The 25,936-nt window shown below is 44.0% G+C and carries 18 protein-coding genes; 6 read left to right on the top strand and 12 right to left on the bottom strand.

The genetic code is table 11. The annotated features are described in order from the left end of the window. Nucleotides 1-324 precede the first annotated feature (324 nt). The 3 genes from B4033_RS12540 to B4033_RS12530 form a co-directional block, all read right to left on the bottom strand. Nucleotides 325-1,203 carry a pirin family protein gene (locus tag B4033_RS12540; RefSeq protein ID WP_286834468.1) on the bottom strand — a complete coding sequence of 293 codons (879 nt, stop codon included), beginning with the start codon at nucleotides 1,201-1,203 and terminating at the stop codon, nucleotides 325-327. A gap of 323 nt (nucleotides 1,204-1,526) precedes the next feature. After that, nucleotides 1,527-2,090 carry an alkyl hydroperoxide reductase subunit C gene (gene ahpC / locus B4033_RS12535; RefSeq protein WP_005220634.1) on the bottom strand — a complete coding sequence of 188 codons (564 nt, stop codon included), beginning with the start codon at nucleotides 2,088-2,090 and terminating at the stop codon, nucleotides 1,527-1,529. 168 nt (nucleotides 2,091-2,258) lie between these two features. Further along, the gene (locus B4033_RS12530; protein WP_286834466.1) at nucleotides 2,259-2,873 is read right to left on the bottom strand and encodes a TetR/AcrR family transcriptional regulator; all 615 of its coding nucleotides are present in this window, start codon (nucleotides 2,871-2,873) and stop codon (nucleotides 2,259-2,261) included. 144 nt (nucleotides 2,874-3,017) lie between these two features. Between B4033_RS12530 and B4033_RS12525 the strand changes: the two genes are divergently transcribed. Further along, nucleotides 3,018-3,503 carry a hotdog fold domain-containing protein gene (locus B4033_RS12525; protein WP_286834463.1) on the top strand — a complete coding sequence of 162 codons (486 nt, stop codon included), beginning with the start codon at nucleotides 3,018-3,020 and terminating at the stop codon, nucleotides 3,501-3,503. Nucleotides 3,504-3,557: 54 nt separating this feature from the next. On the opposite strand, the gene ssb is transcribed toward B4033_RS12525, so the two are convergent. The 3 genes from ssb to B4033_RS12510 all read right to left on the bottom strand — a co-directional run bounded on the left by ssb (nucleotide 3,558) and on the right by B4033_RS12510 (nucleotide 6,796). Beyond that, nucleotides 3,558-4,139, bottom strand: coding sequence for a single-stranded DNA-binding protein (gene ssb / locus B4033_RS12520; RefSeq protein WP_071320869.1), 582 nt, complete (start codon nucleotides 4,137-4,139; stop codon nucleotides 3,558-3,560). Nucleotides 4,140-4,190: 51 nt separating this feature from the next. Then, nucleotides 4,191-5,555, bottom strand: coding sequence for an MFS transporter (locus B4033_RS12515; RefSeq protein WP_163172441.1), 1,365 nt, complete (start codon nucleotides 5,553-5,555; stop codon nucleotides 4,191-4,193). Between the two features lie 155 nt (nucleotides 5,556-5,710). Then, nucleotides 5,711-6,796, bottom strand: coding sequence for a DUF475 domain-containing protein (locus B4033_RS12510; RefSeq protein ID WP_286834458.1), 1,086 nt, complete (start codon nucleotides 6,794-6,796; stop codon nucleotides 5,711-5,713). A 223-nt stretch (nucleotides 6,797-7,019) separates the two neighbouring features. Between B4033_RS12510 and tenA the strand changes: the two genes are divergently transcribed. Further along, the gene (gene tenA, locus B4033_RS12505) at nucleotides 7,020-7,688 is read left to right on the top strand and encodes a thiaminase II (protein WP_286834456.1); all 669 of its coding nucleotides are present in this window, start codon (nucleotides 7,020-7,022) and stop codon (nucleotides 7,686-7,688) included. A 345-nt stretch (nucleotides 7,689-8,033) separates the two neighbouring features. Then, entirely contained in the window at nucleotides 8,034-10,865 is a 2,832-nt protein-coding gene (gene uvrA, locus B4033_RS12500; protein ID WP_286834453.1) for an excinuclease ABC subunit UvrA, read from the top strand. 146 nt (nucleotides 10,866-11,011) lie between these two features. Here the strand turns inward: uvrA and B4033_RS12495 are convergent, their stop codons facing one another. Continuing rightward, nucleotides 11,012-12,715, bottom strand: coding sequence for a GGDEF domain-containing protein (locus tag B4033_RS12495; protein ID WP_286834450.1), 1,704 nt, complete (start codon nucleotides 12,713-12,715; stop codon nucleotides 11,012-11,014). 1,130 nt (nucleotides 12,716-13,845) lie between these two features. On the opposite strand from B4033_RS12495, the gene omp33-36 reads away from it, so the two are divergent. Beyond that, a complete protein-coding gene (gene omp33-36, locus B4033_RS12490; protein ID WP_286834448.1) occupies nucleotides 13,846-14,745 on the top strand; it encodes a porin Omp33-36 in 900 nt (299 codons plus the stop codon). Between the two features lie 36 nt (nucleotides 14,746-14,781). Here omp33-36 and B4033_RS12485 read toward each other — a convergent pair whose 3' ends face one another. The 4 genes from B4033_RS12485 to B4033_RS12470 all read right to left on the bottom strand — a co-directional run bounded on the left by B4033_RS12485 (nucleotide 14,782) and on the right by B4033_RS12470 (nucleotide 20,172). Next, on the bottom strand, nucleotides 14,782-15,489 hold the full coding sequence (locus B4033_RS12485) for an ion channel (RefSeq protein ID WP_286834446.1): 708 nt from the start codon (nucleotides 15,487-15,489) through the stop codon (nucleotides 14,782-14,784). A 355-nt stretch (nucleotides 15,490-15,844) separates the two neighbouring features. After that, nucleotides 15,845-17,806, bottom strand: coding sequence for a BCCT family transporter (locus B4033_RS12480; protein WP_005220617.1), 1,962 nt, complete (start codon nucleotides 17,804-17,806; stop codon nucleotides 15,845-15,847). A 325-nt stretch (nucleotides 17,807-18,131) separates the two neighbouring features. Continuing rightward, nucleotides 18,132-19,838: a cation acetate symporter gene (locus tag B4033_RS12475; RefSeq protein ID WP_286834443.1), complete on the bottom strand. Its 1,707-nt coding sequence runs from the start codon at nucleotides 19,836-19,838 to the stop codon at nucleotides 18,132-18,134. A gap of 1 nt (nucleotide 19,839) precedes the next feature. Then, on the bottom strand, nucleotides 19,840-20,172 hold the full coding sequence (locus tag B4033_RS12470; protein ID WP_004890697.1) for a DUF485 domain-containing protein: 333 nt from the start codon (nucleotides 20,170-20,172) through the stop codon (nucleotides 19,840-19,842). A 182-nt stretch (nucleotides 20,173-20,354) separates the two neighbouring features. On the opposite strand from B4033_RS12470, the gene B4033_RS12465 reads away from it, so the two are divergent. Both B4033_RS12465 and B4033_RS12460 read left to right on the top strand, forming a co-directional pair. Further along, nucleotides 20,355-23,846, top strand: a complete 3,492-nt coding sequence (locus tag B4033_RS12465) for a hybrid sensor histidine kinase/response regulator (RefSeq protein WP_180185351.1) — start codon at nucleotides 20,355-20,357, stop codon at nucleotides 23,844-23,846. 414 nt (nucleotides 23,847-24,260) lie between these two features. Continuing rightward, nucleotides 24,261-25,022 carry a hypothetical protein gene (locus B4033_RS12460; protein WP_103800720.1) on the top strand — a complete coding sequence of 254 codons (762 nt, stop codon included), beginning with the start codon at nucleotides 24,261-24,263 and terminating at the stop codon, nucleotides 25,020-25,022. 63 nt (nucleotides 25,023-25,085) lie between these two features. Here the strand turns inward: B4033_RS12460 and B4033_RS12455 are convergent, their stop codons facing one another. Then, on the bottom strand, nucleotides 25,086-25,736 hold the full coding sequence (locus tag B4033_RS12455) for a response regulator (protein ID WP_004813697.1): 651 nt from the start codon (nucleotides 25,734-25,736) through the stop codon (nucleotides 25,086-25,088). Nucleotides 25,737-25,936: the final 200 nt, after the last annotated feature.

The following is a 25,936-nucleotide window of genomic DNA, read 5'->3' as shown; positions in this document are numbered from 1 at the left end:
CTTCCGATCTTGAAAATTCATAATTTTTTACATTTTTAATATAAAAAGTTAACACTGTTTAAATTTATGCTTTTATTGATGTTTTTTGTATTTTTAAAAAATTATCCTTTAAAAACAATACATTTAAATTAACCAATTTTTTAACTTTCGTTTTACAAAAGATACAAGAAGCGCTATAATTTTCTGCATAATAAAATGATAACTCCATCGCCCTCCACAGTGTTGAAGTTATTTAAAAAATCTTATAATCAGAAGAACTTACAGCGCATAACTATTTAAGAGCCTCTGCACTGCAGAGGCTTCTTTCTTTCTGGACTGACATTTTTATTCAGCAGCTACCGGAATTTCTCCAAATTTACCCTGATTAAAATCCTGGAAGGCTTGGACAATTTCTTCCTTGGTATTCATCACAAAAGGACCATAACCTTGAATGGGTTCTTTCAAGGGTTCACCGGTCAAGACTACGAATTTGCTGTCCTGATAAGCCTGAATCTGGATTATAGGATCGCTATCCTGAGCAAATATCACAATAGAACTGTCCAGAACTTTCTGGCCAGCATTCACTACCAGCTCTCCACTCAATAGCACCAGCAAAGCATTATGACCGGCAGGTATCTGCAGCATCGTTTCATAATCTGCTTTGAGTTCACCATCCCAGACATTGACCGGACTAAAGGTATGCGCCGGACCATGATGCCCATCAAGTTCACCAGCGATGACCCGGATATGCCCTGCACCTTCATCCATTTCAATCCGGGGAATATCAGTTGCCGTCAGTGCCTGATAACGCGGTGTAGTCATTTTGTCTTTGGCAGGTAAATTCACCCACAGCTGGAACATTTCAAACAGACCACCATTCCGGGCAAAGTCTGGAGAATGGAATTCTTCATGCACCACGCCTGCACCTGCAGTCATCCACTGTACATCACCTGCCTGAATCGTACCGCCACCACCGCCAGAATCCTTATGTGTTACTCCACCCTGATAGGCGATCGTCACGGTTTCAAAACCACGGTGTGGATGTGAACCGACACCCTGCTGCACCGTAGTCGGATCAAAATGATACGGCGCTGCATAATCCAGCAACAGGAACGGACTGATGACCTGACCAAGACGGTCATAAGAAAACAGGTTTTTAACCGGAAATCCATCACCAACCCAATGCATGTGCTGACTACGGTAAACGCCTATGACTTTTTTCATCTTTTACTCCTATCTGAATAGGATAAACATGTATTCATTGTATGCGTTGCGGATAACTATCGATACTAGGCCAATGAAATGCAGTATCCCAAATATAAGACAATACTGGTGTCAGTACTGGTACCCTACAATTGGTTTATACCTTATGTAAAAGCCAGCGTCGGGTGATGAAAAACTGATCAAGCATCTGGTTGAAGGCTTGCTTGCCACAGCCGAAAATCATCAAGGCTATATGATTTAATTGTCCTTTCATTTTCGAATAACCATAAAAAAATCCAGCGCTGAAGGCTGGATTTTTTTATGGTTGATAAAGATTTGTCGAATTAGATTTTACCTACCAGGTCAATTGAAGGAGCAAGAGTCGCTTCGCCTTCTTTCCATTTTGCAGGACATACTTCACCTGGATGAGCATGTACGTACTGAGCTGCTTTTACTTTACGAAGCAGTTCCTGTGCGTCACGACCGATACCACCTGCGTTGATTTCAATGATCTGGATTTTACCATCCGGATCGATCACAAAAGTTCCGCGGTCAGCCAGACCTTCAGCTTCGATCAGCACTTCAAAGTTTTTCGCCAGAGTCCAGGTTGGATCGCCAATCATTGGATACTGGATTTTACCAATCACGTCAGACGTGTCATGCCAAGCTTTATGGGTGAAGTGCGTATCCGTGGATACACCATAGATTTCTACACCTAATTTCTGGAATTCAGTATATTGATCAGCAAGATCGCCTAATTCTGTTGGACAAACAAAAGTGAAGTCAGCAGGATAGAAGAATACAACAGACCATTTGCCTTTCATGTCCTGCTCAGATACTTCAATAAATTGACCATTGTGATAAGCAGTTGCGTTAAATGGCTTAACTTCAGTATTGATTAAACTCATGTGATTTTTTCCTATCAGTTCGCGGGAATTCATTCGATGAACTAAGAATACGCAAAAACCAATAATAGATAAAACCGTAACTTTTTATAAAAACTATCGGTTTTTTAGATTTATAAATTCTATTAATTTTTTACTTATTATCTTTTATTCCAATTTAACTCCAGACCTCTACCGAGAAAAATGCTGTAAAGAATCCCAAACTGACTGCGCCAAAGCAGATACATGTTTTTGCGGAAAATCCTTGACTCGACCTGCCAGCCAGGCACGGCAATAGCTTTCTGTCGCGCCAATTACTAAAAAGATCAGTAAAGCAGGTGGGACAGCTTGCAGACAAGCGGCATCTGACTGCTGGGCCAGCCATTTCTTTAAATCCTGATTGCGCTGGCTGGTACGCTGTTCCAGATCCTGACGCAAGTCGGAGGTATGTACCACATGATGGGCCGCATAGAGAAAATGGGCAAAATCTGGATAACTGATGACCCAATCAATATAACTTCGGATAATGGCATGAATACCCTGTTCAGCACTTTTCGCTTGGGATAAGGCATCTAAACGTCGGTTGGACTGATCCTTTAAAGCGGCTAGATACAGCGCAGCTACGATCCCATCCTTGTGATGAAAATGATGATAAATTGCGCCAACACTGGTTTCTGCCCGATCCCGAATCATTTCAATTGTCGTTGCAGCTATGCCACTTTGTAAAAATTCCTGTAGCGCACAATTCAGAATTTGACGCTTTAAGGCCAAGCGTCCGCCTGGATAACTCCCTTCCAATACATCCATACCTTGCATTCTCCTTAATGTGCTCGGCACCGTTAATCATTAACTTGTCTATTTTAAACACTTTTCTTGTGAGTCCTGCAAATACAGAATATTATTCTGTATGAGGATCTTATTATTATTCACCTCTTACGCAGGATCGCGATCATGAGCCAGGCTCTAAAAATATGGAAAACCTTTCACAAAAAACCAGGTGGTAAATACATATTTTCCAGATTACTTTGCATAAAAATACCTTATTTCAGCAGTATTTCCCCATTGCTCGAAACGCTTGCTCCGTATTATTGCGAAGTGAGCATGAAGAAACATGCGGCTGTACTCAATCATCTAGATACAATCCATGCGATTGCCATATGCAATCTGGCTGAACTGGCAGCAGGTACCATGACCGATGCCAGCGTCCCCAAAACCCATTCCTGGATTCTAAAAGGTATGCAGGTCGAATATCTTAAAAGAGCAACGACCGATTTAAGAGCTATTGCCACACCTGCAAAGTTAAATGTTGAATGGCATGAAATCGCTGAATACCAGGTTAATGTTGAGGTTCTGGATATGGCACAAGAAACCGTATGCCGTGCCCTCATTACAATGTGGGTATCTCCTAAAAAGAAGAAAACAAATAAACGTGTTTAAAAAAACCCGTCGGATGACGGGCTTTTAAGGATGCTTTTCTGCTTTAAATTTTAATCAAAATGGTAAGTCATCATCCAGGTCTGCTGCAGGCGCTGCAACTGGAGCTGGTGCAGATTTTGGCGCAAAACCGCTTGGGTTATTATTGCCATAGCCATTACCACCCGCAGGTGCATTATTGAAGCCACCTTGCTGTGGTGCATTATAACCTTGTTGACCAGCATTGTTATTGCCATAGCCGCCCTGGTTATTGTTGAAACGTGGCTGTGCAAAACCGCCATTGTCTGACTGTTCACCTTGAGGACGGCCAGAATCCAGCATTTGCATCTGCTCACCACGGATTTCTGTAGTGTAACGCTCTTGACCACTTTGGTCTGTCCACTGACGGGTACGTAGTGAACCTTCGATATAGACTTTAGAACCTTTACGTAGATACTGCTGTGCAATTTCACCTAAACGGTTATGCAGCACAATGCGGTGCCATTCTGTTTGCTCTTTACGCTCACCAGTGTTCTTATCCGTCCACGAATCACTGGTCGCGATAGAGAATTGAGTGAGAGAACCCCCATTCGGGAAAGTTTTTGTTTCAGGATCTCGACCTAAAGTACCTACTAAAATAACCTTATTTACACCACGCATGAGACCTATACTTCCTATTTGTTTCTATATTTTACTTTATAAGAGTTATGCTTAAATGGCTACCTCTTTACCCAACAAGTGCGTTAATTGTTGTCGCGCAGTATCATTAATCTGCTGTTTATCAACCTTGACGTAGGCCACTTGCTGTTCCGGCATCACCACGACTTCTTCAATACCATGAATAGATAAAAGCTGTGAAGTCCATTCATCTGTTTGTCGATTTTCAGGCAGGCTTAACACCAGGGACGAAAGATAGCGCGGCTGAGCCAGACCAAAACTAATGAATAGCCAAATTATAGCAACCGCAGTCAGAATACTCCAACCCATGGAAGTGTCATTCAGCAACAAAAGTTGTCCACCTAGCGTACCGCCAAAGAAGGCGCCGAGGAACTGGCTGCTGGCATTCACGCCCATCGCTGTTGCCTTGGACTGAATTGGCGCAACCTTGGATAACCACGATGGTAATAAGGCTTCCATTACATTGAAGGCAATAAAGAAAATCCCTAAACCAGTGAGCAGGATATATTTCGATTCAAAGCCAAAAATCAGTACCAATAGGCCAACGATAATTCCCGCAATTGCAGTCAGGAAAATACCACGCATTTTGCGGTATTTTTCCGCCAGAATAATGCTTGGAAAAGCAAAGAACAGACTAATTACGAGTAAGGGCAGATATACCCAGCCATGACTGGCCAAAGGAATATTAGCGAACTCAATCAGTTGCGAAGGCACATAGATAAACATTGCCGTTAATAACAAATGCAGGCTAAACACAGAGACATGCAGGCGATTCAGGTCACCCATTTTTAGGACTTGTTTCAGCTGGATCAGATACCCCTGCTGAAAATTACGATGATGACGGGTCACTTTTGGCACCATCAGCAGCATCGCAATTGCCGCCAACCCCATTATGGTAGTCACCCAGAACAGCCCTGAAATACCCACTAGACCCGTTAACCAAGGGCCTAAGGTAAATGCCACCACAAAAGATAAGCCGATACTCATGCCCATGGTCGCCATGGCTTTCATGCGGTTTTCTTCACGGGTCACATCGGCAAGCAATGCCATGACCACTGCCGAAACCGCACCGCCGCCCGCAATGGCACGCCCAATAATCACTCCGTAGATTGTGTCCGACATGGCGGCTATTGCACCACCCAGAGCGAATAGCAATAACCCGATGACCACCAACGGTTTGCGACTGAAACGGTCTGCAATCAGGCTAAACGGAATCTGTAGAATGGCCTGAGTCAGACCATAAACCCCTACTGCCAAGCCAATCAGTGCCGGCGTAGCATATTCATATGACTGTCCTGCAACCGAAAATACAGGGATAATCATAAACAACCCCAGCATGCGCAGTGCAAAAATGCTGCTAAGCGCAAAGGTTGAGCGACGTTCTAGGGCATTCATCATAAATTATGGCAGTTCAATTGATGGATCTTCAGGCGAAGATTATAGGACATTCGGCCGGGATGGATGCAGGAATTTTATTTGAAATAAAGATGATGCTGATCTAAAAAATAAAAAAGCGCAGCCGGAGCTACGCTTTTGCATCAGGATCACAGGCCTTAGTGATGTAAAGCCTGACGTTTCTTGTACTGAATCGAGGCAATCACGGCCCAGACAATAAAGGCCACCCCGATCAGGCCGGTCACTATTTCCGGTACATGTACACCAGTACCGCTGGCAATCATGATGAAAGCCAAGGCGCCAATCGCGTAATGCGCACCATGTTCCAGATAGATATAAGCATCTAGCGTGCCTTTTTCCACCAGATAAATCGTCATTGAACGGACAAAGATCGCACCGATTGCCAGACCCAGCATGATGATTACCACGTCCGAGGTAATTGCAAAGGCACCGATCACGCCATCAAAACTGAACGAGGCATCCAGGACTTCCAGATACAGGAATCCTCCAATACCAGCTTTCACCACGCCAGTAGGTACGCCATTTTCATCATGACGAACTGCATTACCATTTTCATCGACTTCCGGTTCACCACCAAGCAGATGGCTGAGTACCTGCACCCCGATGTAAATCACAATACCCCAGATTCCCGCCATGGTCACGACCAGACGTTTGGCCTCTACCACATTGGCCGCCATGATCAGCAGCGCCACCAGCGCAATAAAGACCGACATCGCCGGAACACTGGCCAAGTTGGATAAACGGCGTTCTACTCTTCTGAACCAGTGCGTATCCTTTTCTTCATCTAAGAAGAAATTCAGGAATACCATCAACAGGAAGGCACCACCAAATGCTGCAATTTCAGGATGATGTGCCATCAAACGCGCTGAATATTCTTTTGGATCATTCAGGGCCAGCTGTACTACTTCCATAAAGCCCATGTCTGCGGTCACCGCGACGATGGCTACCGGGAAGATTAAACGCATCCCGAAAACAGCAACCAGAATCCCGACAGTCAGGAAAAGCATTTTCCAGAAATGATCCCAGCCACGCAGAACAGAGGCATTGACAACCGCGTTATCAAAGGATAACGACACTTCCATAATCGCCAGAATGGCGGTAATGGTCAGTGCTGTGAACATGGTTTGCAGGCCCGCTTCCGGACCATGGGTATAACCCCAATAAGCAGACAAACCAAGGCACACGATCGAAAATGCGATTGAGAAACCAAAATGTTTCAACATACAAATCGACCTTAGATAAATTTCATTGAGTGTATTTCTTTTATTGTAGGGAAATACCAAGACTAAAACTTGTCTCAATTATGAAACTTTTGCCGCATAAACCAAAGCACTTCCTGAACCATTTTTTGCGTATTTTCTGCTTTTCAAATCTATCGATCTTTTCAACGGGTCGATCTTTGCTATAGTGCTGCATGCTTTGACTTCAACTGCTCAGGATTTCAGTATGAGTTTCTCTCAAGACGTATGGCAACGTAACTTCGAACTTTATCAAAAGACCCTGGCCCTGCCTTTTAACCAGCAGCTGGCACAAGGCACATTGAGCCGTGATACCTTCAGTCATTATGTGATTCAGGATGCGCATTATTTGCTGGCCTATGGCCGTGCACTGGCAGTCTGTGCCGCCAAAGCCTTTGAGGCTGATGATGTGATCCAGTTTAGTGAAGCGGCTAAAATTGCGATTGTGGTCGAGCGCAGCCTGCATAATGGCTTTATGCAGGATTTCGGTATCAGCAAAGCCCAGTTCGAAAATACGCCGTTGACGCTGGCCTGCCATCACTATACTTCCTATTTGCAGGCAACTGCCTGGGCCGAAAGCTATCCGGTGGTGCTGGCAGCCCTGCTGCCATGTTTCTGGATTTATGCAGAAGTCGGCAAGGATATTGTCGATAAGGCCGCAGCCAATAATCCTTATCAGGCCTGGATTGATACTTACGCCGGGGAAGATTTCCATACTGCTGTACGCAATGTGATTGCAACTGTGGATCGCGTAGCAGCGCGTGTCGATGCCGACACCCTGGAAAAAATGCATACAGCCTATACCCATGCAGCGCGTCTGGAATGGTTGTTCTGGGACAGCGCATTTGAGCAACGCCAGTGGCCTGGTCTGGATTGATACAAGCTGAATTCAGCCCTGTTCAATACGGGGCTTTTTATTTTTTCTACAAAATTCTAAATAGGCACAATGATCCTAATTTTTATCTTGGATCGATGCTCCGCAATGCTACGCACTCTGTGTTTTTTTACAGAGCTTAAATCCATGTTCAAATGCTTTTATTAAAAGCAGGGCCAAAATTTTAATCGGAAAAAATACCTCGTACATTTTTAACTTATTGCTTTGGTACTGATCTTTTGACCAATCACCGACATAACTTGACGTTTAAAATACTTTTATTTGCACTTGAACATTTTTCATCCGGTATCATATAAGGGTTTTTGATGAATATTCTAGGATCATTGCATGAGCCAAAGCCACATCCGTATTCGAGGCGCACGTACCCATAACCTTAAAAATGTGAACCTTGATATACCACGCGACAAGTTTGTGGTGATTACGGGACTGTCTGGTTCAGGTAAGTCCTCACTGGCATTCGATACCTTGTATGCCGAAGGTCAGCGCCGTTATGTCGAGTCATTGTCTGCCTATGCGCGCCAGTTCCTGTCCCAGATGGAAAAACCGGAAGTCGATTCGATAGAAGGCTTAAGTCCGGCCATCGCGATCGAGCAGAAGTCGACCAGCCACAACCCGCGTTCAACCGTGGGCACAATTACTGAAATTTATGACTATCTGCGTCTGCTGTATGCTCGCGTCGGTACACCTTATTGTCCAGAACATGACCTGCCGATGGTCGCGCAAACCGTGAGTGAAATGGTGGATGCGGTAAAAGGCTTGGAAGAAGGTACTGGCCTGATGCTGTTGGCGCCCGTTGTACGTGAACGCAAGGGTGAATATTCCGCATTATTTGAACAGTTACAGAGCCAGGGTTTTGTACGCGCCCGCGTGGATGGCGAGATCATGGAAATTGATCCTCCACCGGAACTGGATAAAAAGAAAAAGCATACCATTGAAGTGGTGGTTGACCGCTTTAAAGTCCGTGATGATCTGGGTAACCGTATTGCCGAGAGCTTTGAAACTGCCCTTCGTCTGGGTGGCGATATTGCCATTGTCTCGCGGATGAAAGGCGAGCGACCAGATCGTATTTTCTCAGCCAAACATTCCTGCCCGAAATGTGATCGTGCGGTGGCGGAACTGGAACCACGTCTGTTCTCGTTCAATAATCCATTTGGTGCCTGCCCGGTTTGTGATGGCCTCGGTACGCGTAGCCATTTTAGTGCAGATAAACTGATTCCAAATCCTGAACTGAGTATCAGTCAAGGCGCAATCCGGGGTTGGGACCGTCAGCGTCCATATTATTACAGCATGATCGAAAAGGTCGCCAATCACTTTGGCTATTCACTGGATACGCCATGGAATCAGCTCGAAGCCGATGTTAAAAAGAAATTCCTCTATGGCACCGGTCGCGAAAAGATTGACCTGAGTTATATTGATGAACGCGGTCGCCGTCATAATCGTGTGATTGCTTTTGAAGGTGTACTGCCGCATTTAGAACGCCGTTATCGTGAAACTGAAAGCAATTATGTTCGTGATGATCTGGCACAGTACTTGTCCAATGCCGCCTGTGATGCCTGCGATGGTTCACGTCTGAATGAAATTTCACGTAATGTCAAAATTCTGGACAAGACCATTGCTGACATTACCCGCATGTCGATTGGTGACGCCGAAAGCTACTATCAAGGTCTGAATCTTGAAGGTGCCCGCGGTGAAATTGCCGATAAGATTTTTAAGGAAATCCGTGAGCGTCTGCACTTCCTGGTGTCTGTTGGTTTAAATTACCTGAGTCTGTCCCGTTCAGCTGAAACTTTATCTGGTGGTGAAGCACAACGTATACGTCTGGCTTCTCAGATCGGTGCCGGTCTGATGGGTGTCATGTATGTGCTGGATGAACCCTCGATTGGCCTGCACCAGCGTGATAACGACCGTCTGCTACAAACCTTGGTACGTCTGCGTGATCTTGGTAATACAGTATTGGTCGTTGAACATGATGAAGATGCGATTCGTGCCGCCGACCATATTATTGATATCGGTCCAGGTGCCGGCGTACATGGCGGTCATGTGATTGCCGAAGGAACCTATCAGGAACTTGCTGAACATGAAGATTCCCTGACTGGTAAATATCTGTCTGGCAAGCTGAAAATTGAAGTACCGAAAAAACGGACCCAACCACCAAAACCGGAAGAACAGATCAGGCTGATGGGTGCAGCAGGCCATAACCTGAAAAATGTCGACCTGACCATTCCATTAGGGGTGATGACCTGTGTCACGGGTGTATCAGGTTCAGGTAAATCGACGTTAATTAACCGCACCTTGTTGCCACTAGCAGCAACACAGCTCAATGGTGCGACTACTCAGACCTCAGAGAAATTTGATTCGATCGATGGTCTGCAATTCCTGGATAAAGTTGTAGATATTGATCAGAGTCCGATTGGACGTACACCACGTTCCAACCCAGCGACTTATACCGGTCTGTTTACTCCGATTCGTGAACTGTTTTCACAAACACAGGAAGCCAAGGCACGTGGTTATGCAGCCGGCCGTTTCTCGTTTAACGTGAAAGGTGGTCGCTGTGAGGCCTGCGAAGGCGACGGTATGATCAAGGTGGCAATGCACTTCCTGCCGGATATGTATGTACCGTGTGATGCCTGTCATGGCAAGCGTTATAACCGTGAAACGCTGGAAGTAAACTACAAAGGCAAGAACATTTCTGATGTACTGGAGATGACTGTTGAAGATGCCATGCATTTCTTCGATGCCATTCCAGTGATTCACCGTCGATTGGAAACCTTGCATCAGGTTGGCTTAGGTTATATCCGTCTGGGTCAGTCTGCGACAACACTTTCTGGTGGTGAAGCACAGCGGGTGAAACTGGCACGTGAACTGGCAAAACGTGATACCGGCCAAACCCTGTATATTCTGGATGAACCGACGACTGGCCTGCATTTCCATGATATTGCCAAGCTGCTAGATATCCTGCATCAGCTCCGTGACAAGGGCAATACCATTGTGGTGATTGAGCATAACCTGGATGTGATTAAGACTGCGGACTGGATCGTGGACTTAGGTCCTGAAGGTGGTTCAGGTGGTGGTATGATTATCGCGGAAGGCACACCTGAAGAAGTGGCAAAGAGTAAGACTTCGCATACCGCGCGGTTCTTAAAGCCGTTATTGAAATAAGGAATCTCCCCTAGCCCCTCTTTTTAAAATAGGGTTAGGGCGGATTCTAAAGAATTAGATGTTGTGCTAAAACGGTGATTTATTCATCGTTTTTTTCATTCTAAAAACATGGATATATAAAGTAAAAAACATTAAAAATATATGAATTAAACCTCAGCCACTGCATTACGCCCTTGACCTTTAGCCACAAACAAAGCCTTATCCGCTTTGGTAAACAGGCTGATCCAAGACGGCGCGCCTATCGCCACCCCCACACTGACCGAAACCTGAATCTGATCGCCATTTTCACTTAAAATATAAGCATCCTCTACTTCGCTTCGAATCTTATCGGCAATCTTACGGGCATTATCGAAGTCAATATTTTCAATCAGAACCAGAAATTCATCCCCGCCATAACGTACCAGTAAATCAGAAGTACGGACATTGTCCTTCAGGCACTGCGCCACAAACTGAATGACTTCATCTCCGATAATGTGTCCATACTGATCGTTCACCTGCTTAAAGTGATCAATATCAATAATCATCAAACACGTCTGACTAAACTGTGAAGGATGTGATTCCAGAAAACGGGTGTATTCCTCCAGGGCGAATCGATTCGCCAGTCCGGTTAAAGGATCGGAATGAGCAATATTTTTAAGCCTGAATTCTGAGGCATCACGTTGCTGCAACATCTGTTGCAACCTTTGAATGGCAGTAAATAAGGATTCAGATTTAGTATGGGCATTCGATGATAAAGCTTTGATATCACCATTTTCCGAAAGCGTAAACAGAATTTGACGCGCTTCTATCAGCGGCTGAAATACACTTTTACGTGCAAAAATCATCGTTACAATTGCTGCTCCTAAAGACACAAATGAAAGTAAAACTGTCCAGAGCAATTGCTGCAAATGAGAAGATTTTTCCCGCTCTGCAACCTGATTGCTGTACTCAAGTAAATAGCTTTGCAGGTCAACAACGGTAGCAAATTTATCAACCATCGCATTGGTGAGTTCTGTTCCTGTCAAATGATAAGGAACCTGCTGAATGCTCTCTTCCACCAGACTTGAAACGATCGGTAAGCCTTTTTGGATAAAGACCGTATCGACAGCATTATGCAACCGGTTGAATTCTTCAGTCTTGTCCTCTTCCGGCTGCAATGTGCCGATTAAATCCCAAAGATAATGGATCCGATATTGGACTTGCATGGCACGGGTCAGGTTTGCCGCAGGAATCGGTTGGTTGAAAGTCACATAAGCCATGATTGTAGAGGCGGCACGCCCTGCCTGATCCCTCAAGTCAGATAAAAATAAAATCTGAGAAATAAAATTATTTTGTGAGGTAGAGGTAGTATTAGAAGCAATTACTACTCCTTTTAGGATAGTGCGACAACTGTCCCAGGCCTTAAACATTGCAGCAATCGCTTGGTCAAGTGCTTGAGCATTACGCTGTTCCCAAGGAATTTTTGCATAGCTATCGATCTGTAAACGTCCCTGCTCCAGACTTGGTCGAACCGCACTTTCCAAACGTTGACTTAAATGCGGGAAGCCCACTTGCTGTAATACTTTTGCTGTATGTTCGAACTGCTGATCTACTTCTTTACGGTAAATTTCGAGTTCTTGTTGTCGTTGGTGAATCTCTTCAGGCGTACTGGAAAGGATTTTATTGGCAGGGGCTCTTTCCTTGGAAATCTTATTGGCCAGAATGGCAACTTCTTGCAGGGCATGTAATTTGTCAGAAGTACGCACAGCCTTAAGGTAACTTTGAGTGCTATTCACAATGAGAGGAATGCAAATGAACAGCAGACATAAAATAATGACAGACATTGCGCAATAAAGATGTTTACTGATTTGTTCAGAGCGCAGAGTATTCATTGTCTTAGCGTACGCCCTCAGACTAATAATTAATAAAGTATTTGATTTATCTTAATTATTATACAAAAAATCCATTTCTTCAGAAAGAAAAAAATTCTTTATATTAACTGCTTTTATATAACTTTACTGAACTCAAAAGTCATATAAATCTTAATTTATGTTCTTATATTTAAAGTAAAAATTTTTAATTTCAGCAAATAACCAGCAGATGTATCAAATAGTTTCAAAAAAAATTGAAATTCATATTGTTTACTGTTTACACATGCAACAATTAAGTGCATAATGCACCGCATTAGGGCGAATTAAATTTTTCCTCAGCAGATATTTTAATTTACCCGCAAATTTTGGCTAAAAAACCCCAATTTTCAATGAAAATTGGGGTTTTTTTATCTATTTCATTTTTTATATAATATTTTACCAAAGGTAATGCACCATTGTAGTGCTATAATTTCTTTTAAAATATACTTTAATTTGTTTAATATTTATACTTATTGATTAGTCTTTCTTCTCTTCATTCATCTCTACTTAAGTTTCAGGCAAAAAAAAGCCCAACCTTGGGGAAAGCTGGGCCGATAAAACAAAATATTCGTGGAAAATCAGGTCAAATAAAGAATTTAAGTAAATACATTATCTAACTTGATGAATTAATTATCGTAACTTTCATGTAAAATGTAAAGCATATTAAATTAGTTGGATTTGATATTTGTCTGTTTTTTACACAAAATTAGATTTACTTTAAATAAAAAATAAAGTTAATGAATTAGAAAAAAATTATTGAATCAACTAAATAAGTGATCTAGGCATTCTTAATCATTTATATGGAGAGGTTTGACTCTATAGAATTGGTTTTTCCAATTCTTATATACATTTGAATTAAATTAAACAATAACCACCTATTATAAATGTGAATTTTCACGTGTTTTATATTATTTCTTTTTATTTAAGTAATTATTTGTTCTATCAGTATTTTTTTTAGGACTAAGCAGTTGAATAATAAATTCACAACCTTTACAAAAACATAACAATTATAAAATTCATATTTATATGATTTTAAAAGGTTTATTGACTTAATAAATTGTTACAATACAATTACCCCTGTTTTACCTCCCTTTTGAAAAACGGTAATAATCATGAAAAAACTAGGTTTAGCCACTGCTTTATTATTAGCGATGACCGGTGCTCAAGCGTATCAATTTGAAGTTCAAGGTCAAGCAGAACACATTGACAATACTGCCAATGACAAAGACTTTGCTGGTGCTGTTCAAGGTACTTACTACCTGAAAGATGTTGATGCTTCTAAAGGCCCTTTAGCTGAAGCAGCATTCCTAAACCAAGCTTCTAATGTTTCTGCGGCTTATAGCTACGGTGAAGATGGACAAGAATTTGGTGACCGTGCCGTCTACCATACTTATGGTGTGAAAGGTGAAGCCTACATCCCAACTAAACTTGTTCCAGCATATGCAAGCGCTTCTTATAACCATACTATTATTGACAATAAAGCTGGTGAAAAAGATGACAATGGTGACCGTTATGCATTAGAAGTGGGTGTATTACCTATTCCTAATTTCCTGGTTACTGTAGGTTATACAAGTGTTGCTGACCAAGCTTCTCTTGATGCTTTCAATATCGTTTCTAATGGTGTTGCTAAAGCTGCTCTTGAGACGATGACTATCAATGAAGATCAAGATGCAATTACTGCACGTACTAAATACGTAGGTGCAATCGATGGTACAACTATGTCGATCGGTTTTGAATCTGGTTTAGTTTACGGTGAAGACACTGCTTATAACCTAGGTACAACGCTTTACCTCAACCCTAAACTAAGTGTTGGCGTTTCTTATATGGAATCTAGCTATGCAGGTTCTCCAGATAAAGCTTTAGGTGCGAACGTAAACTACTTCGTTACTCCAGCAGTATCTGTAGGTGCTAGCTATGTTAATGCTAACTACGAAACTAAAAATGCTAATCTGGATCAAGATGTTGCAACAGATACCCAAACTGTGGGCTTGAATGCTAAATTCCGTTTCTAATTTCTGATTAGATTCTGAATACAGAAAAAGGACACTTTATGTGTCCTTTTTTTCTTGCTCTGGTTTTCTATGCGGTAAATGAGAAATATATTGCAGCCCCACCAGTCGAGAGACAATCAGTGCCAGATACATCACGCCAAAGAACATCTGGATCATGGCGAGCATTCTGGCAAATGGACTCACTGGCATAGTATCCGCCAATCCTGTCGCGGACTGCACGCTAAAACTCAAGAACAACAAATCTAACCAGGGCTGATAAGCTTGTAGATCTGGATCAGCAAAACTATAGGGAACCAATAACTGACAGATACTATAAAGAAAAGCGAAACCCCAAGCCATCAAAGTAAAGGCTGCGCCTGCCGCAAATAATTCATCTTTGGTCAGGTAACGGTCATGAAACATATAACGCAATAAACCATAGGATGCACTAAAATAAGCACATGCTTCAAAGGCATGGGCGGTAATTAAGACCCAGACTTGTTTCATCCCGGATAAAACCAATGATGAAAAAAATAGCGCACCAACAACGAAACTTAATCCCAGTAAGGTAAATACGGGAGTCTGACGAATAACCCTAGCGATCACCAGTAAAACCAATACGCCTAGTACCCAAGTTGCAGCCCGATAAGGTGCGTATTCATAGCTCAGTACTGACAGGATCAGAATGATGAATTGCAGACAAAGCAGCCATGCAGAAGGCAGGCGCTTAAAGGTCGTCCAGCACATTAACAAAGCTTGCTTCATCTAATCCTTCTTCTTCATGACACTACAATCTGCAGTTTTATTGTTATCTGCTCAAACTTAACATGTAATCATGTCATATGCAGAGCAGTGCTTTGTATCAAAATGATGTATTCATTTAAAAATATAAGCAGTTAAATCACATCTAATTTTTTAGTTTATTAATATAGATTTTTACTTCATCCTTTTACGAGCTAATCATCTATATTTTTATTAAAGAATAAATGAAATTTTTATTATTTATAAATAAGTTAAGGGTTCATATCCTTGTTAAATTTTAAGATAATCCGAATAAAAAAGGACACAATATGCATCCTTTTTTATTCGGTTTATTACGTTAATTAAGCGATAGCACCACTTAGCGCACCCTGCTCAAGAAGTGCAGATGCCGTTCATACTGATCCAAAATATCCTGCAAAAGATCTTCCCGGGTCCATTCCATCACATCATAGTTTTGCCCACCTTCATTGAGGAAGACTTCAGCCTGAAAATATTGTCCTGCATCTTCATCCTGAGATGGCATAAAACTTGGCGGCAAGATCTGGCGTGCAACCACTGCATAAACGAAATTCGCTTCATCCTGATGATCTACTCGTAAGCAAAGTCCCTGCTCTATTTCATCAATGATGACGGCATGATGACGGCGTTGAAACTCTTTCTGAATACTTAAAAATGCCTGCCTGACTTCCGACTGGATATACGCTGTCACTTCCTGTTCATTATGAGCATAATGCATGATAAGTCCCAAACGTTGCTGCCAGCTACGCGGATTATGAATTGCTCGTGGTGTAATTCGGGCTTCTTGTAATGCATGCATTTTGGTGACTTCCAGCCGCAGTGCTTTGATCAGCCCCCAACTAATCACCAACATGATCAAGGTAAAAGGCAAAGCACTCAACATGGTGGCCGATTGCAGTGCAGCCAGGCCACCTGCATATAACAGCACAATTGCCAGTAAAGCCATGATCACTGTCCAGAACAGACGCTGCCAGGTCGGAGACTGATCAGATTTCGCAGTCAGATAATCGGTAACCAGTGCACCAGAGTCAGCCGAAGTGACGAAAAATAACATCACCAAGAATGTGGCGACTACACTCATCACTGCCGAGAAAGGCATCCCCTGCAGAAATTCAAACAGTGCCACAGATGAGTCACGCTGTACTGCCTGCATCAGGTTAATATTCGCTTCATGCAAAATGCTGTAAAGCGCAGCATTGCCCATAAAGCCCATCCAGATCAGGGTAAAGCCGGTTGGAATCAGTAAAACACCCACGATAAATTCGCGAACGGTTCGACCTCGAGATACCCGGGCAATGAACATCCCGACAAATGGTGACCAGGAAATCCACCAGGCCCAGTACATAATGGTCCATCCGCCAATCCAGCCATTAGGCTGATAGGCATACAGATTAAAGGTCATACTGAATAGACCAGACACATACTGTCCGACGTTTTGAATAGTCGTTTGCAGCAGATAAATAGTCGGTCCTGCCAGAAAGACAAAAAGTAATAGTCCCAAAGCCAAAACCAGATTCAGTTCGGATAGGCGCTTAATCCCTTTATCCAGACCAAAAAATACCGAGAGTGAAGCCATCGCACTGACAATAATAATCAGGATGACTTGTACTCCAGTACTTTGCTCAATGCCAAACAGATAGTTCAGACCAGAATTGATCTGTGTTACTCCGAAACCCAAAGTGGTGGCGACACCAAATACGGTTCCAATCGTTGCGAAGATATCGACACCATCCCCGATCGGGCCGTAAATTCGCTTGCCAATTAAAGGATAAAGTGCAGATCGTATTTTCAAGGGCAGCTGATGCCGATAGGCAAAATAAGCCAAGGATAATCCGACCAGTGTATAGATCGCCCAGGCATGGAGTCCCCAGTGAAAGAAGGTCACACGCATGGCCTGCTGTGCCGCCTGAATAGTTTCAGGTTCACCCGATGGCGGAGTGACATAGTGCATTACCGGTTCAGCAACACCGAAGAACATCAGCCCAATGCCCATGCCAGCCGTGAACAGCATGGCAAACCAGGAGGCATTGTTATAATCCGGCGTGCTATGGTCCGGACCAAGCTTAATCTTGCCCATGTCCGATAATGCAACAAAAATCAGCAGAATCAGAAAAATTGCAACAGAGAGTACATAGAACCAGCTAAAAGAGGTCGTCACCCACTGGTTCAGTTGCTGCGTCATCAGTTCAAACGAATTAGGTGCCAGGACCACCATTAAAAGAAATAGTCCAATGATGATGACAGTTGTTAAAAACACACGAGGATTCACATTGGAATACCAGGATGTGGTTCTGGAAGACATATCCACTCCATTTTTGCTTTTTATTAATCAGACCAAATCGGTCCCACATACATTACTCAAAAAGAAAACTTGAATAAAAAAATGTATTTCGATCACATATCGAAACCTAAGAAATATGATAAGTTATTGTTCTTATTCGCTTGGTTGTACTCCTGTGTCCTTCTCGTAACATGTCATAGAAAAGACTTGATCTTCTATTTTTGCCAAAATCTAAAAATCCAGCTATGCATTAAAGGAACAAAAAAATGAATTTCTTTATGAGCATTGGTATATGCAGGCAATAAAAAAGTCCCTTGCGGGACTTTTTATAGGTGATCGAATCATCTTAGTGATCAGAGGCACCTGAGATACCAATACCTGTTTGTGAACGTACAAACTGTGCATCGAATGCTTTGCGTTCCGCTTGAGCCTGAGCCGAATTATCCGTCACAGAGAACAACCAGCAGCAGAAGAACGACAATGGCATTGCAAAGATTGCTGGACCATTGAATGGGTTCACTGCAGTTTCTGCAATACCCAGCGTGTCTACCCAAACTGCTTTAGACAGTACGATCAGTACCACTGCAGTTACCAGACCAACGATACCGCCAATCACCGCACCACGAGTGGTCAAGCCTTTCCAGAACATCGACAGAACCAGTACCGGGAAGTTGGCACATGCCGCAACCGAGAATGCCAAACCGACCATGAAGGCAACGTTTTGCTTTTCGAACAGAATACCCAGAATCATCGCGAAGATTGCAAGACCAAGCGTCGCGATCTTAGACATACGCAGTTCAGATTCAGGCGTGGTTTGACCTTTCTTCAATACGTTGGCATACAGGTCATGTGAAATCGCAGAGGCACCTGATAGGGTCAGACCCGCGACTACCGCAAGAATCGTTGCGAACGCAACTGCAGAAATGAAGCCCATGAACAGGTCGCCACCCACTGCATCTGCAAGGTGAACCGCCGCCATGTTGTTACCACCTACAAGCTCTAGCTTGCCAGTGACTGCCATTTTTGCAATATCCAGGAATTGCGGGTTATTCGATACATAGAGAATCGCACCGAAACCAATGATGAAGGTCAACAGGTAGAAATAACCAATAAAGCCTGTCGCAACAACCACTGATTTACGTGCTTCTTTAGCATCTTTTACCGTGAAGAAACGCATCAGAATGTGTGGCAGACCTGCTGTACCAAACATCAATGCAAGACCAAGAGAGATTGCATCGACTGGGTTAGACGCCAAGCTACCTGGACCCATGATTTTAGCTGCATCAGCAAGGTTCAGATCATGTACTTTCGAATAGACACCAATCGCCTGTTCGAACATGTTGGTAAAGCTGAAGCCTACGCCTTTCATGACCATGAATGCCATGAAGGTCGCACCAGATAACAGCATCACTGCTTTAATGATCTGTACCCAAGTGGTTGCCAGCATACCGCCGAAGATTACATAAGCCATCATCAGTAAACCGACAATAACAACTGCAATATTATAGTTCAGACCGAATAGAAGCTTGATCAGCTGACCCGCACCCACCATCTGTGCAATCAGGTAGAACGCAACAACCACCAGTGAACTGAGTGCAGCCAAGGTACGTACCGGTTTTTCCTGCAAGCGGAAAGACACAACGTCTGACAGGTTGTATTTACCCAGGTTACGCAGACGTTCTGCCACCAGGAACAATACAATTGGCCAGCCCACCATGAAGCCTAATGAATACAGCAAGCCGTCAAAGCCAGACAGGAACACCATCGCGGAAATACCCAGGAAGGATGCTGCCGACATATAGTCACCGGCAATTGCCAGACCATTCTGGAAACCGGAAATACCGCCACCAGCCGTATAGAAATCCTTGGTACTGGTAGTTTGTTTCGCTGCCCATTTGGTAATGAACAGGGTTGCTCCCACGAAAATCAGGAACATGATAATTGCAGGCCAGTTAGTCGCCTGCTGTTCTGCTGCACCTAAATCAGGACCAGCCATTGCGATGCCGGAAGCAACTGTTGTGGTCGCCAGGGCAATAAGAGAATTCCATTTCATCTTAACGTGGTCCTTTTTCATGAGCGATTGCTTCAACTTCACGGATTGCTTCTTCGGTCAATTGATCCAGTTTGTTATTGGCAATGTAGGAATACACACCACACAAGAGAAACGACAAAACAATGATGCCCAGACCTAGAGGGATCCCCCAAGTCGTCACACCACCTGAAAGTGAAGACAATAGAAACTCTTTGTTATAGCCGACCAAAAGCATGAAGCCGACATAAACGAATAACATGATTGCCGTAAGCGTCCAGCTAAGACGACTTTTCTTGGCGACCATTTCCTTGAATTTGGGATTTTGTAGAATGCGATCTACTTGTACCTCATCCATAATTACTCTCCTGAAGCCCAACCTTGGGCCGACTATTTTTTAATTCGAATTATCACTGTTACAAATTATCAATAATCGTAGGTGCTTGTAATTTAGACTTTGGTCGTTAAAAAATAAGCAATTTGAACGCCTGCGTTCATGATGCTGTATCATAGCCGCATGCTCAGTACACTTCAGGCAATATGAACAGTTGGCTCATCATAGGGGTACTCACCCTCTATATCGCATTACTCTTTGTTTGTGCATTTTTCGGGGAGAAACACGCCAGTCGTCTCAGTACTCGTGGACGCATGCTATTGTTTAGTTTAACTTTAGGTGTCTACTGTTCTTCCTGGACCTTTTACGGAGCAACAGGTGCTGCAGTACGTGAAGGGATTATTTTCCTGCCCATCTACCTCGGCCCGCTGCTCTTTGTCGCGATTGGTTATGACATCTGGCGCCGGTTGGGACGAGTACGTCAGCACCATGCCATTTCCTCGATCGCGGATTTTGTCGCGGCACGTTATGGTAAAAGTGGACCACTGGCTTCACTGGTCACCATTCTGGCAGTCATTGCGATTATTCCCTATCTGGCCTTGCAATTGCGTGCGATTGCCCTGAGTGCATCCGTGATTCTGGAACCTTCAGCAGGCATTGCCAGCACCACCAATAGTGTACTGTTCCTGACTGGAGTTCTGGCTATCCTGGCCATGATTTTCGGTACGCGGCAGATTGCCAATACCGAACAGCATGGCGGTCTGATGCTGGCAGTCGCCTTTGAATCTTTCGTTAAGCTGTTTGCATTACTGGCAGTTGCTGGTTTCTTCATGTTTGCTGCACCAGAAAATTTGTCACAGATTACGGGTGATATCAAAACCACCTTCCATGAAGTACAGCTGTTTGGCGTGCCAGAAAGTTTCTGGGTACAAACCCTACTCGCGGCATTGGCGATTATCTGTTTGCCGCGTCAGTTCCACGTGGCCGTGGTTGAACTGCGCGATGAAAAGCATATCCGTGGTGCCCGCCGCTGGTTTGCAGTTTATCTAATTCTGACTACCATCGCGATCATTCCAATTGCCAGTTGGGCATTGCATGCAGCACCACATTATCTGGCGATTCCAGACGTAGCAGTCCTGTCTTTGCCTTTAAGCTATAATCAGGACTGGCTGACGCTATTAGCCTTCCTCGGAGGATTCTCGGCATCCACGGGGATGTTATTGGTGTCTTCCGTTGCCCTATCGATCATGCTGAGTAATGACTTGATCATGCCGGCGCTGTGGCGTTTTAACCTGATTTCACGCCATGACAAACGTCTGCCACTGGTACTGAAATTTACCCGACGCATCTCTATCTTAGCTGTAATGCTGATGGGCTTCCTGTTCTTCAACTTCTTTAATGATATTGATCAGCTTTCTATCTTCGGGCTGCTGGCCTTTAGTGCGGTGGCACAGTTTGCCCCTGCCCTGATTGGTGGTCTGTACTGGCGAGGTGGCAGTAAACAGGGTGTCTATGCCGGCTTGCTGACCGGTTTTGCTTTGTGGGCTTATACCTTACTGTTCCCGACCATTCTGCGTAGCCTGCCAGAAACATATCAGCAGTTTAGCCACGACTTTCTCAATTATGGTCCACTGGCGCTCAACTGGCTTCGCCCTGAAGCATTACTGGGTTTTGAATCCTTTGATTCCCTGACTCATGGTGTAGTGTGGTCACTCGGTCTCAATTTACTGCTTTACATTTGGGTGTCACGCATCTTCCGCCCAAGTGTGGCAGAGCAGATTCAGGCGGAAAGTTTCTTCTATTATGAAACAAAGCCACTTCCTTCACAGAGCCCAACCACTGAGGTGAGCTATTCCCATCAGGATGTGGCCCGTTTAAAAGTCGGTGACCTGATTACCCTGGCCAAACGCATTACCGGTGAAGAACCTACCACGCGTGCGTTCAAGCAGTTCTGTACCCAGAATAATGTTGAGCTGAATAAAAATAGCAGTGCCAATGGCATGTGGTGGCGCTTTACCGAGCAATATCTGGCTGGCACAATCGGTGCTGCCTCAGCGCGTACCTTATTGACCACTGCGATGGTAAATAACGGTCTGGCTCTTGGTCAGGTCGCCAATATTCTTGACCAAGCTTCCCAGTGGCAGCGCTTTAACCAGAACCTGATCATGACCATGATCGACCATATGACCCAAGGTGTCAGTGTCGTCGATGAAAACATGTGCCTGGTAGCCTGGAACAATCAATATCTGAAGCTGTTTGATTATCCAAAAGATATTGTCTATGTTGGTTGCCCGATCGCTGACCTGATTCGTTATAACGCCGAGCGCGGTGAATGTGGGCCGGGTTCGGTCGAAGAACATGTGCGTAAACGGATTCACTGGATGCAGGTCGGTAGTGCACATGAATTCGAGCGGATCCGTAAAGATGGCCGCGTGATTCAGATGCGTGGCAATCCGATTGAAGGCGGTGGTTTTGTTACGACCTTTGCGGATATTACCGCCTTCCGTGAAAATGAAGCCGTACTGGAAGCACGTGTGCGTGATCGTACCCAGCAGCTTGCGGATGCCTTGTCCGAACAGCAACTGGCTCGTGAACAGGCAGACAAGGCGAATATGTCCAAAAGCCGCTTTATTGCAGCAGCCAGTCATGACCTGTTACAGCCGATGCATGCAGCACGTCTGTTCAGTACGGCACTGGAACAAAGTGTGCAAAGCGAAGAAGATCGCAAGACCTTACAGCAGCTGGACCGTGCCTTGTATGGTGCAGAAAGCATGCTTTCTGCCCTGCTGGATATTGCTCGTCTGGAAGGTGGAACGATTCAGCCGAAGCGTCAAGCCTATCCATTGCATGATCTGCTCAGTGATCTGGAATTGCAATTCAAGTCGATTGCAGCCCAGCGTGGCATCAAGTTCAGTGTGCATGATGCGCAGTTCTGGATTGATACTGATCCACAATGGATTCGCCGGATTATCCAGAACTTTGTCAGCAATGCACTCCGTTATACTGCCAGCGGTAAAGTGATTGTGGGTGTACTGCGCTCCAGCAGCAAACCGAATCATATCCGTATTGGCGTATGGGATACCGGACCGGGTATTGCCGAAGAACAGCGGATCAAACTGTTCCAGGAATTTGAGCGCTGTGGTCATACCTCTCCATGGGGTGAACAAGGTTTGGGGCTGGGTCTGGCGATTGTGCAGCGTATGACCAGCATGCTGGACTATCCGGTACACGTCTACTCTGAATATGGCAAAGGCTCGTGCTTCATGATTGAAGTACCGCTCACTGAGGCACCAAAAGTTGTAGCAGCTCCAGTGCAGGCAGTACCGTTGAAGTCCAAAGCCTTTAAAGTGCTGTGTCTGGACAATGATGAAACCATTCTGGAAGGCATGTCGACCTTGCTGACCAAATGGGGATATCAGGTATTTAAAGCTACAGAGCCTGAACAGGCACAGGAGATGATTGAACAGGAAAATATTCAGGTCTGGCTGGTGGATCAGCATTTGAATCATGACCAACGCGGTCTGGACTTTATCGTAGATAATCGTAAGCCAAATGTACCAGTTGCCTTGATCACTGCGGATTCTGATCCTGAACTGCCACAGCAGCTTAAGGAACTGAATATTGTGCTGCTGAAAAAACCGCTGAAACCTGCTTCATTACGTTCATGGCTATCGGGTTTAAAAATCTCGGACAGTTAAGTGGTTGTGGTTTCGATAAGTGCCTGTTTTACTATGTAAAGCCGGCACTTTTTATTTTAAATGTCACAAAAAATTTCAATATTTGCATGATTTTTAAGCGAATGTGCCAAAAACATCAGAATTAGGCTAAAAATCCTTACATCAATTGACCAAAAACATCATTTTAAAAATCGCTATGGCAAAACTTCACCATTCCTGACGTGAACCTGTGTGTACTTGGTTACAATATTGTAAGTCATTATTTTATATAAACTAATATAGGATTAACTTGATTGTTTGAACTTTAGTCGTATTTTTTCATACCCCTATTTCGCTCTAAAAATATGACTTAGAAACGATCAGTATCTATTCATGCCTATATTCTTCATCCGCATGTCAGCTGATCATTTATTACTGCATAAAGGATGACTAATCATGAGCTTAGACACTACTACTGAGATCAATCAGAACCGACAGTTTCATCGTCAATACGGTGCCAATGCCATGCTGCCGGCAATCGACTGGAATAATCTGTTTAAGTACAGCAAACTTGATCCTGCTCAAATTGAAGCGCTAGAAACCCTGTATCAATCTGCAGTTCCTCTCGCCCTACAGGTATTTGAAGAGCTGCACTTTGATGTGTTTGAGCCTTTTGCCTATAAACCGCAAGGTCTGGGGCTGTTCGAGCGTCTGGCAGAGCAGGAATCGAAGCTGATTCAGTCTCTGGAAACCGAAGCTGCAGATTTAAGTGAAGATACCCGTCATCAGATCTGGAGCATGTTATTGCGCGGTGGTGCGGTACTGGTATTTAAAGCATGGCTGGCCAAGGTTAAAACTGGTGATGACCAGCTGGACACCTCACAGTTTGATGAACTTTCTGAGCTGCTCTTTATTAAAACCTCGCCAATCGAGCTGGCAGAGCGCCTACGCGTCGATCCAAAGTCAGAACAGGATCATATTTTCCTGATGTATGGCAATGATGTTTACCTGGATCGCTTTAACAGCCTGGAAACGGCTGCGCTGTTTGTCGATCTGGGTGTGTATGATGCAGCTTTTCTAAGTCTGCGTGACGACCGTGTTGCTGAATACCTGATGTCAAAAGGCTATGTGACTCAGGAGCAGATTGATGAACTGCAATGTGCCTTGAACCCGCTGTTCTGTGCTGACCTTACGCCAAAACAGGACTGTATTGCCTAAAAGTAGATATTCAGACCATAAAAAAAGACCTCTGCGGAGGTCTTTTTTGGCGCTTCGAAAAGCTTAGATTTTCTTTTCTTCAATATTTAGCGCATTGATCGCCAAGACAGCTTGGGTACGGTTTTGTACGCCAAGCTTACGGAAGATCGCCGTCACGTGGGCTTTAATGGTTGCTTCTGATACATCCAGTTCATAAGCAATCTGCTTGTTCAGCAAGCCTTCTGCCACCATCATCAATACTCGGAACTGTTGTGGGGTCAAAGACTGAATACGTTCAGCCAGTGCAGTTTCATCAGCCGCACGCGGATCAAAGTTCATATTGGCGGGCAGATTTGGCGGTAACCAGATTTCGCCTTCCAGTACTTCACGAATCGCTTCACCGATATGGCTTGGATGTGCTGACTTTGGAATATAACCCATCGCACCATGTGCAATCGCGCGTTGAATGATGCTGACTTCTTCGTGAGCCGATACCACAATAATTGGAAGCGAAGGATATTGAGCACGGACATGCACCAATGCAGAAAAGCCGGAAGCACCCGGTAAATTCAGATCCAGCAGCACAAGATCAGGTTCAGGACCATTTTCCAGGCGTTCATAAAATTCATTGACTGCTGCAGTTTCATGAATTTGTGCTTGCGGTAAGCTATAACGAACGGCTTGAATTAAAGCATGACGAAACAGTGGATGATCATCAACGATTAAAATATTCATAGGACGTGAGAGAGATCTTGTGCACGGTAGCTTATATTCTACCTGTAGTCGGTAGGTCAGCGATATGCAAGACTGTACAATTTTTAAAAATAATATCCAGTTTCGTTACATAAATTCTAAAATATCGGTATTTCACTAATTATTTAATTCTCATCATTTTTTTGTATATGCATTATCAGCTGACTAGAATGCTTATTCTT

Origin of the sequence: Acinetobacter sp. UBA3132 (assembly GCF_002364825.1) — a bacterium.
GTDB lineage: Bacteria > Pseudomonadota > Gammaproteobacteria > Pseudomonadales > Moraxellaceae > Acinetobacter > Acinetobacter schindleri.
The sequence above is the reverse complement of the archived record's forward strand: the minus strand, read 5'-3'. Positions and strand labels throughout refer to the sequence as shown.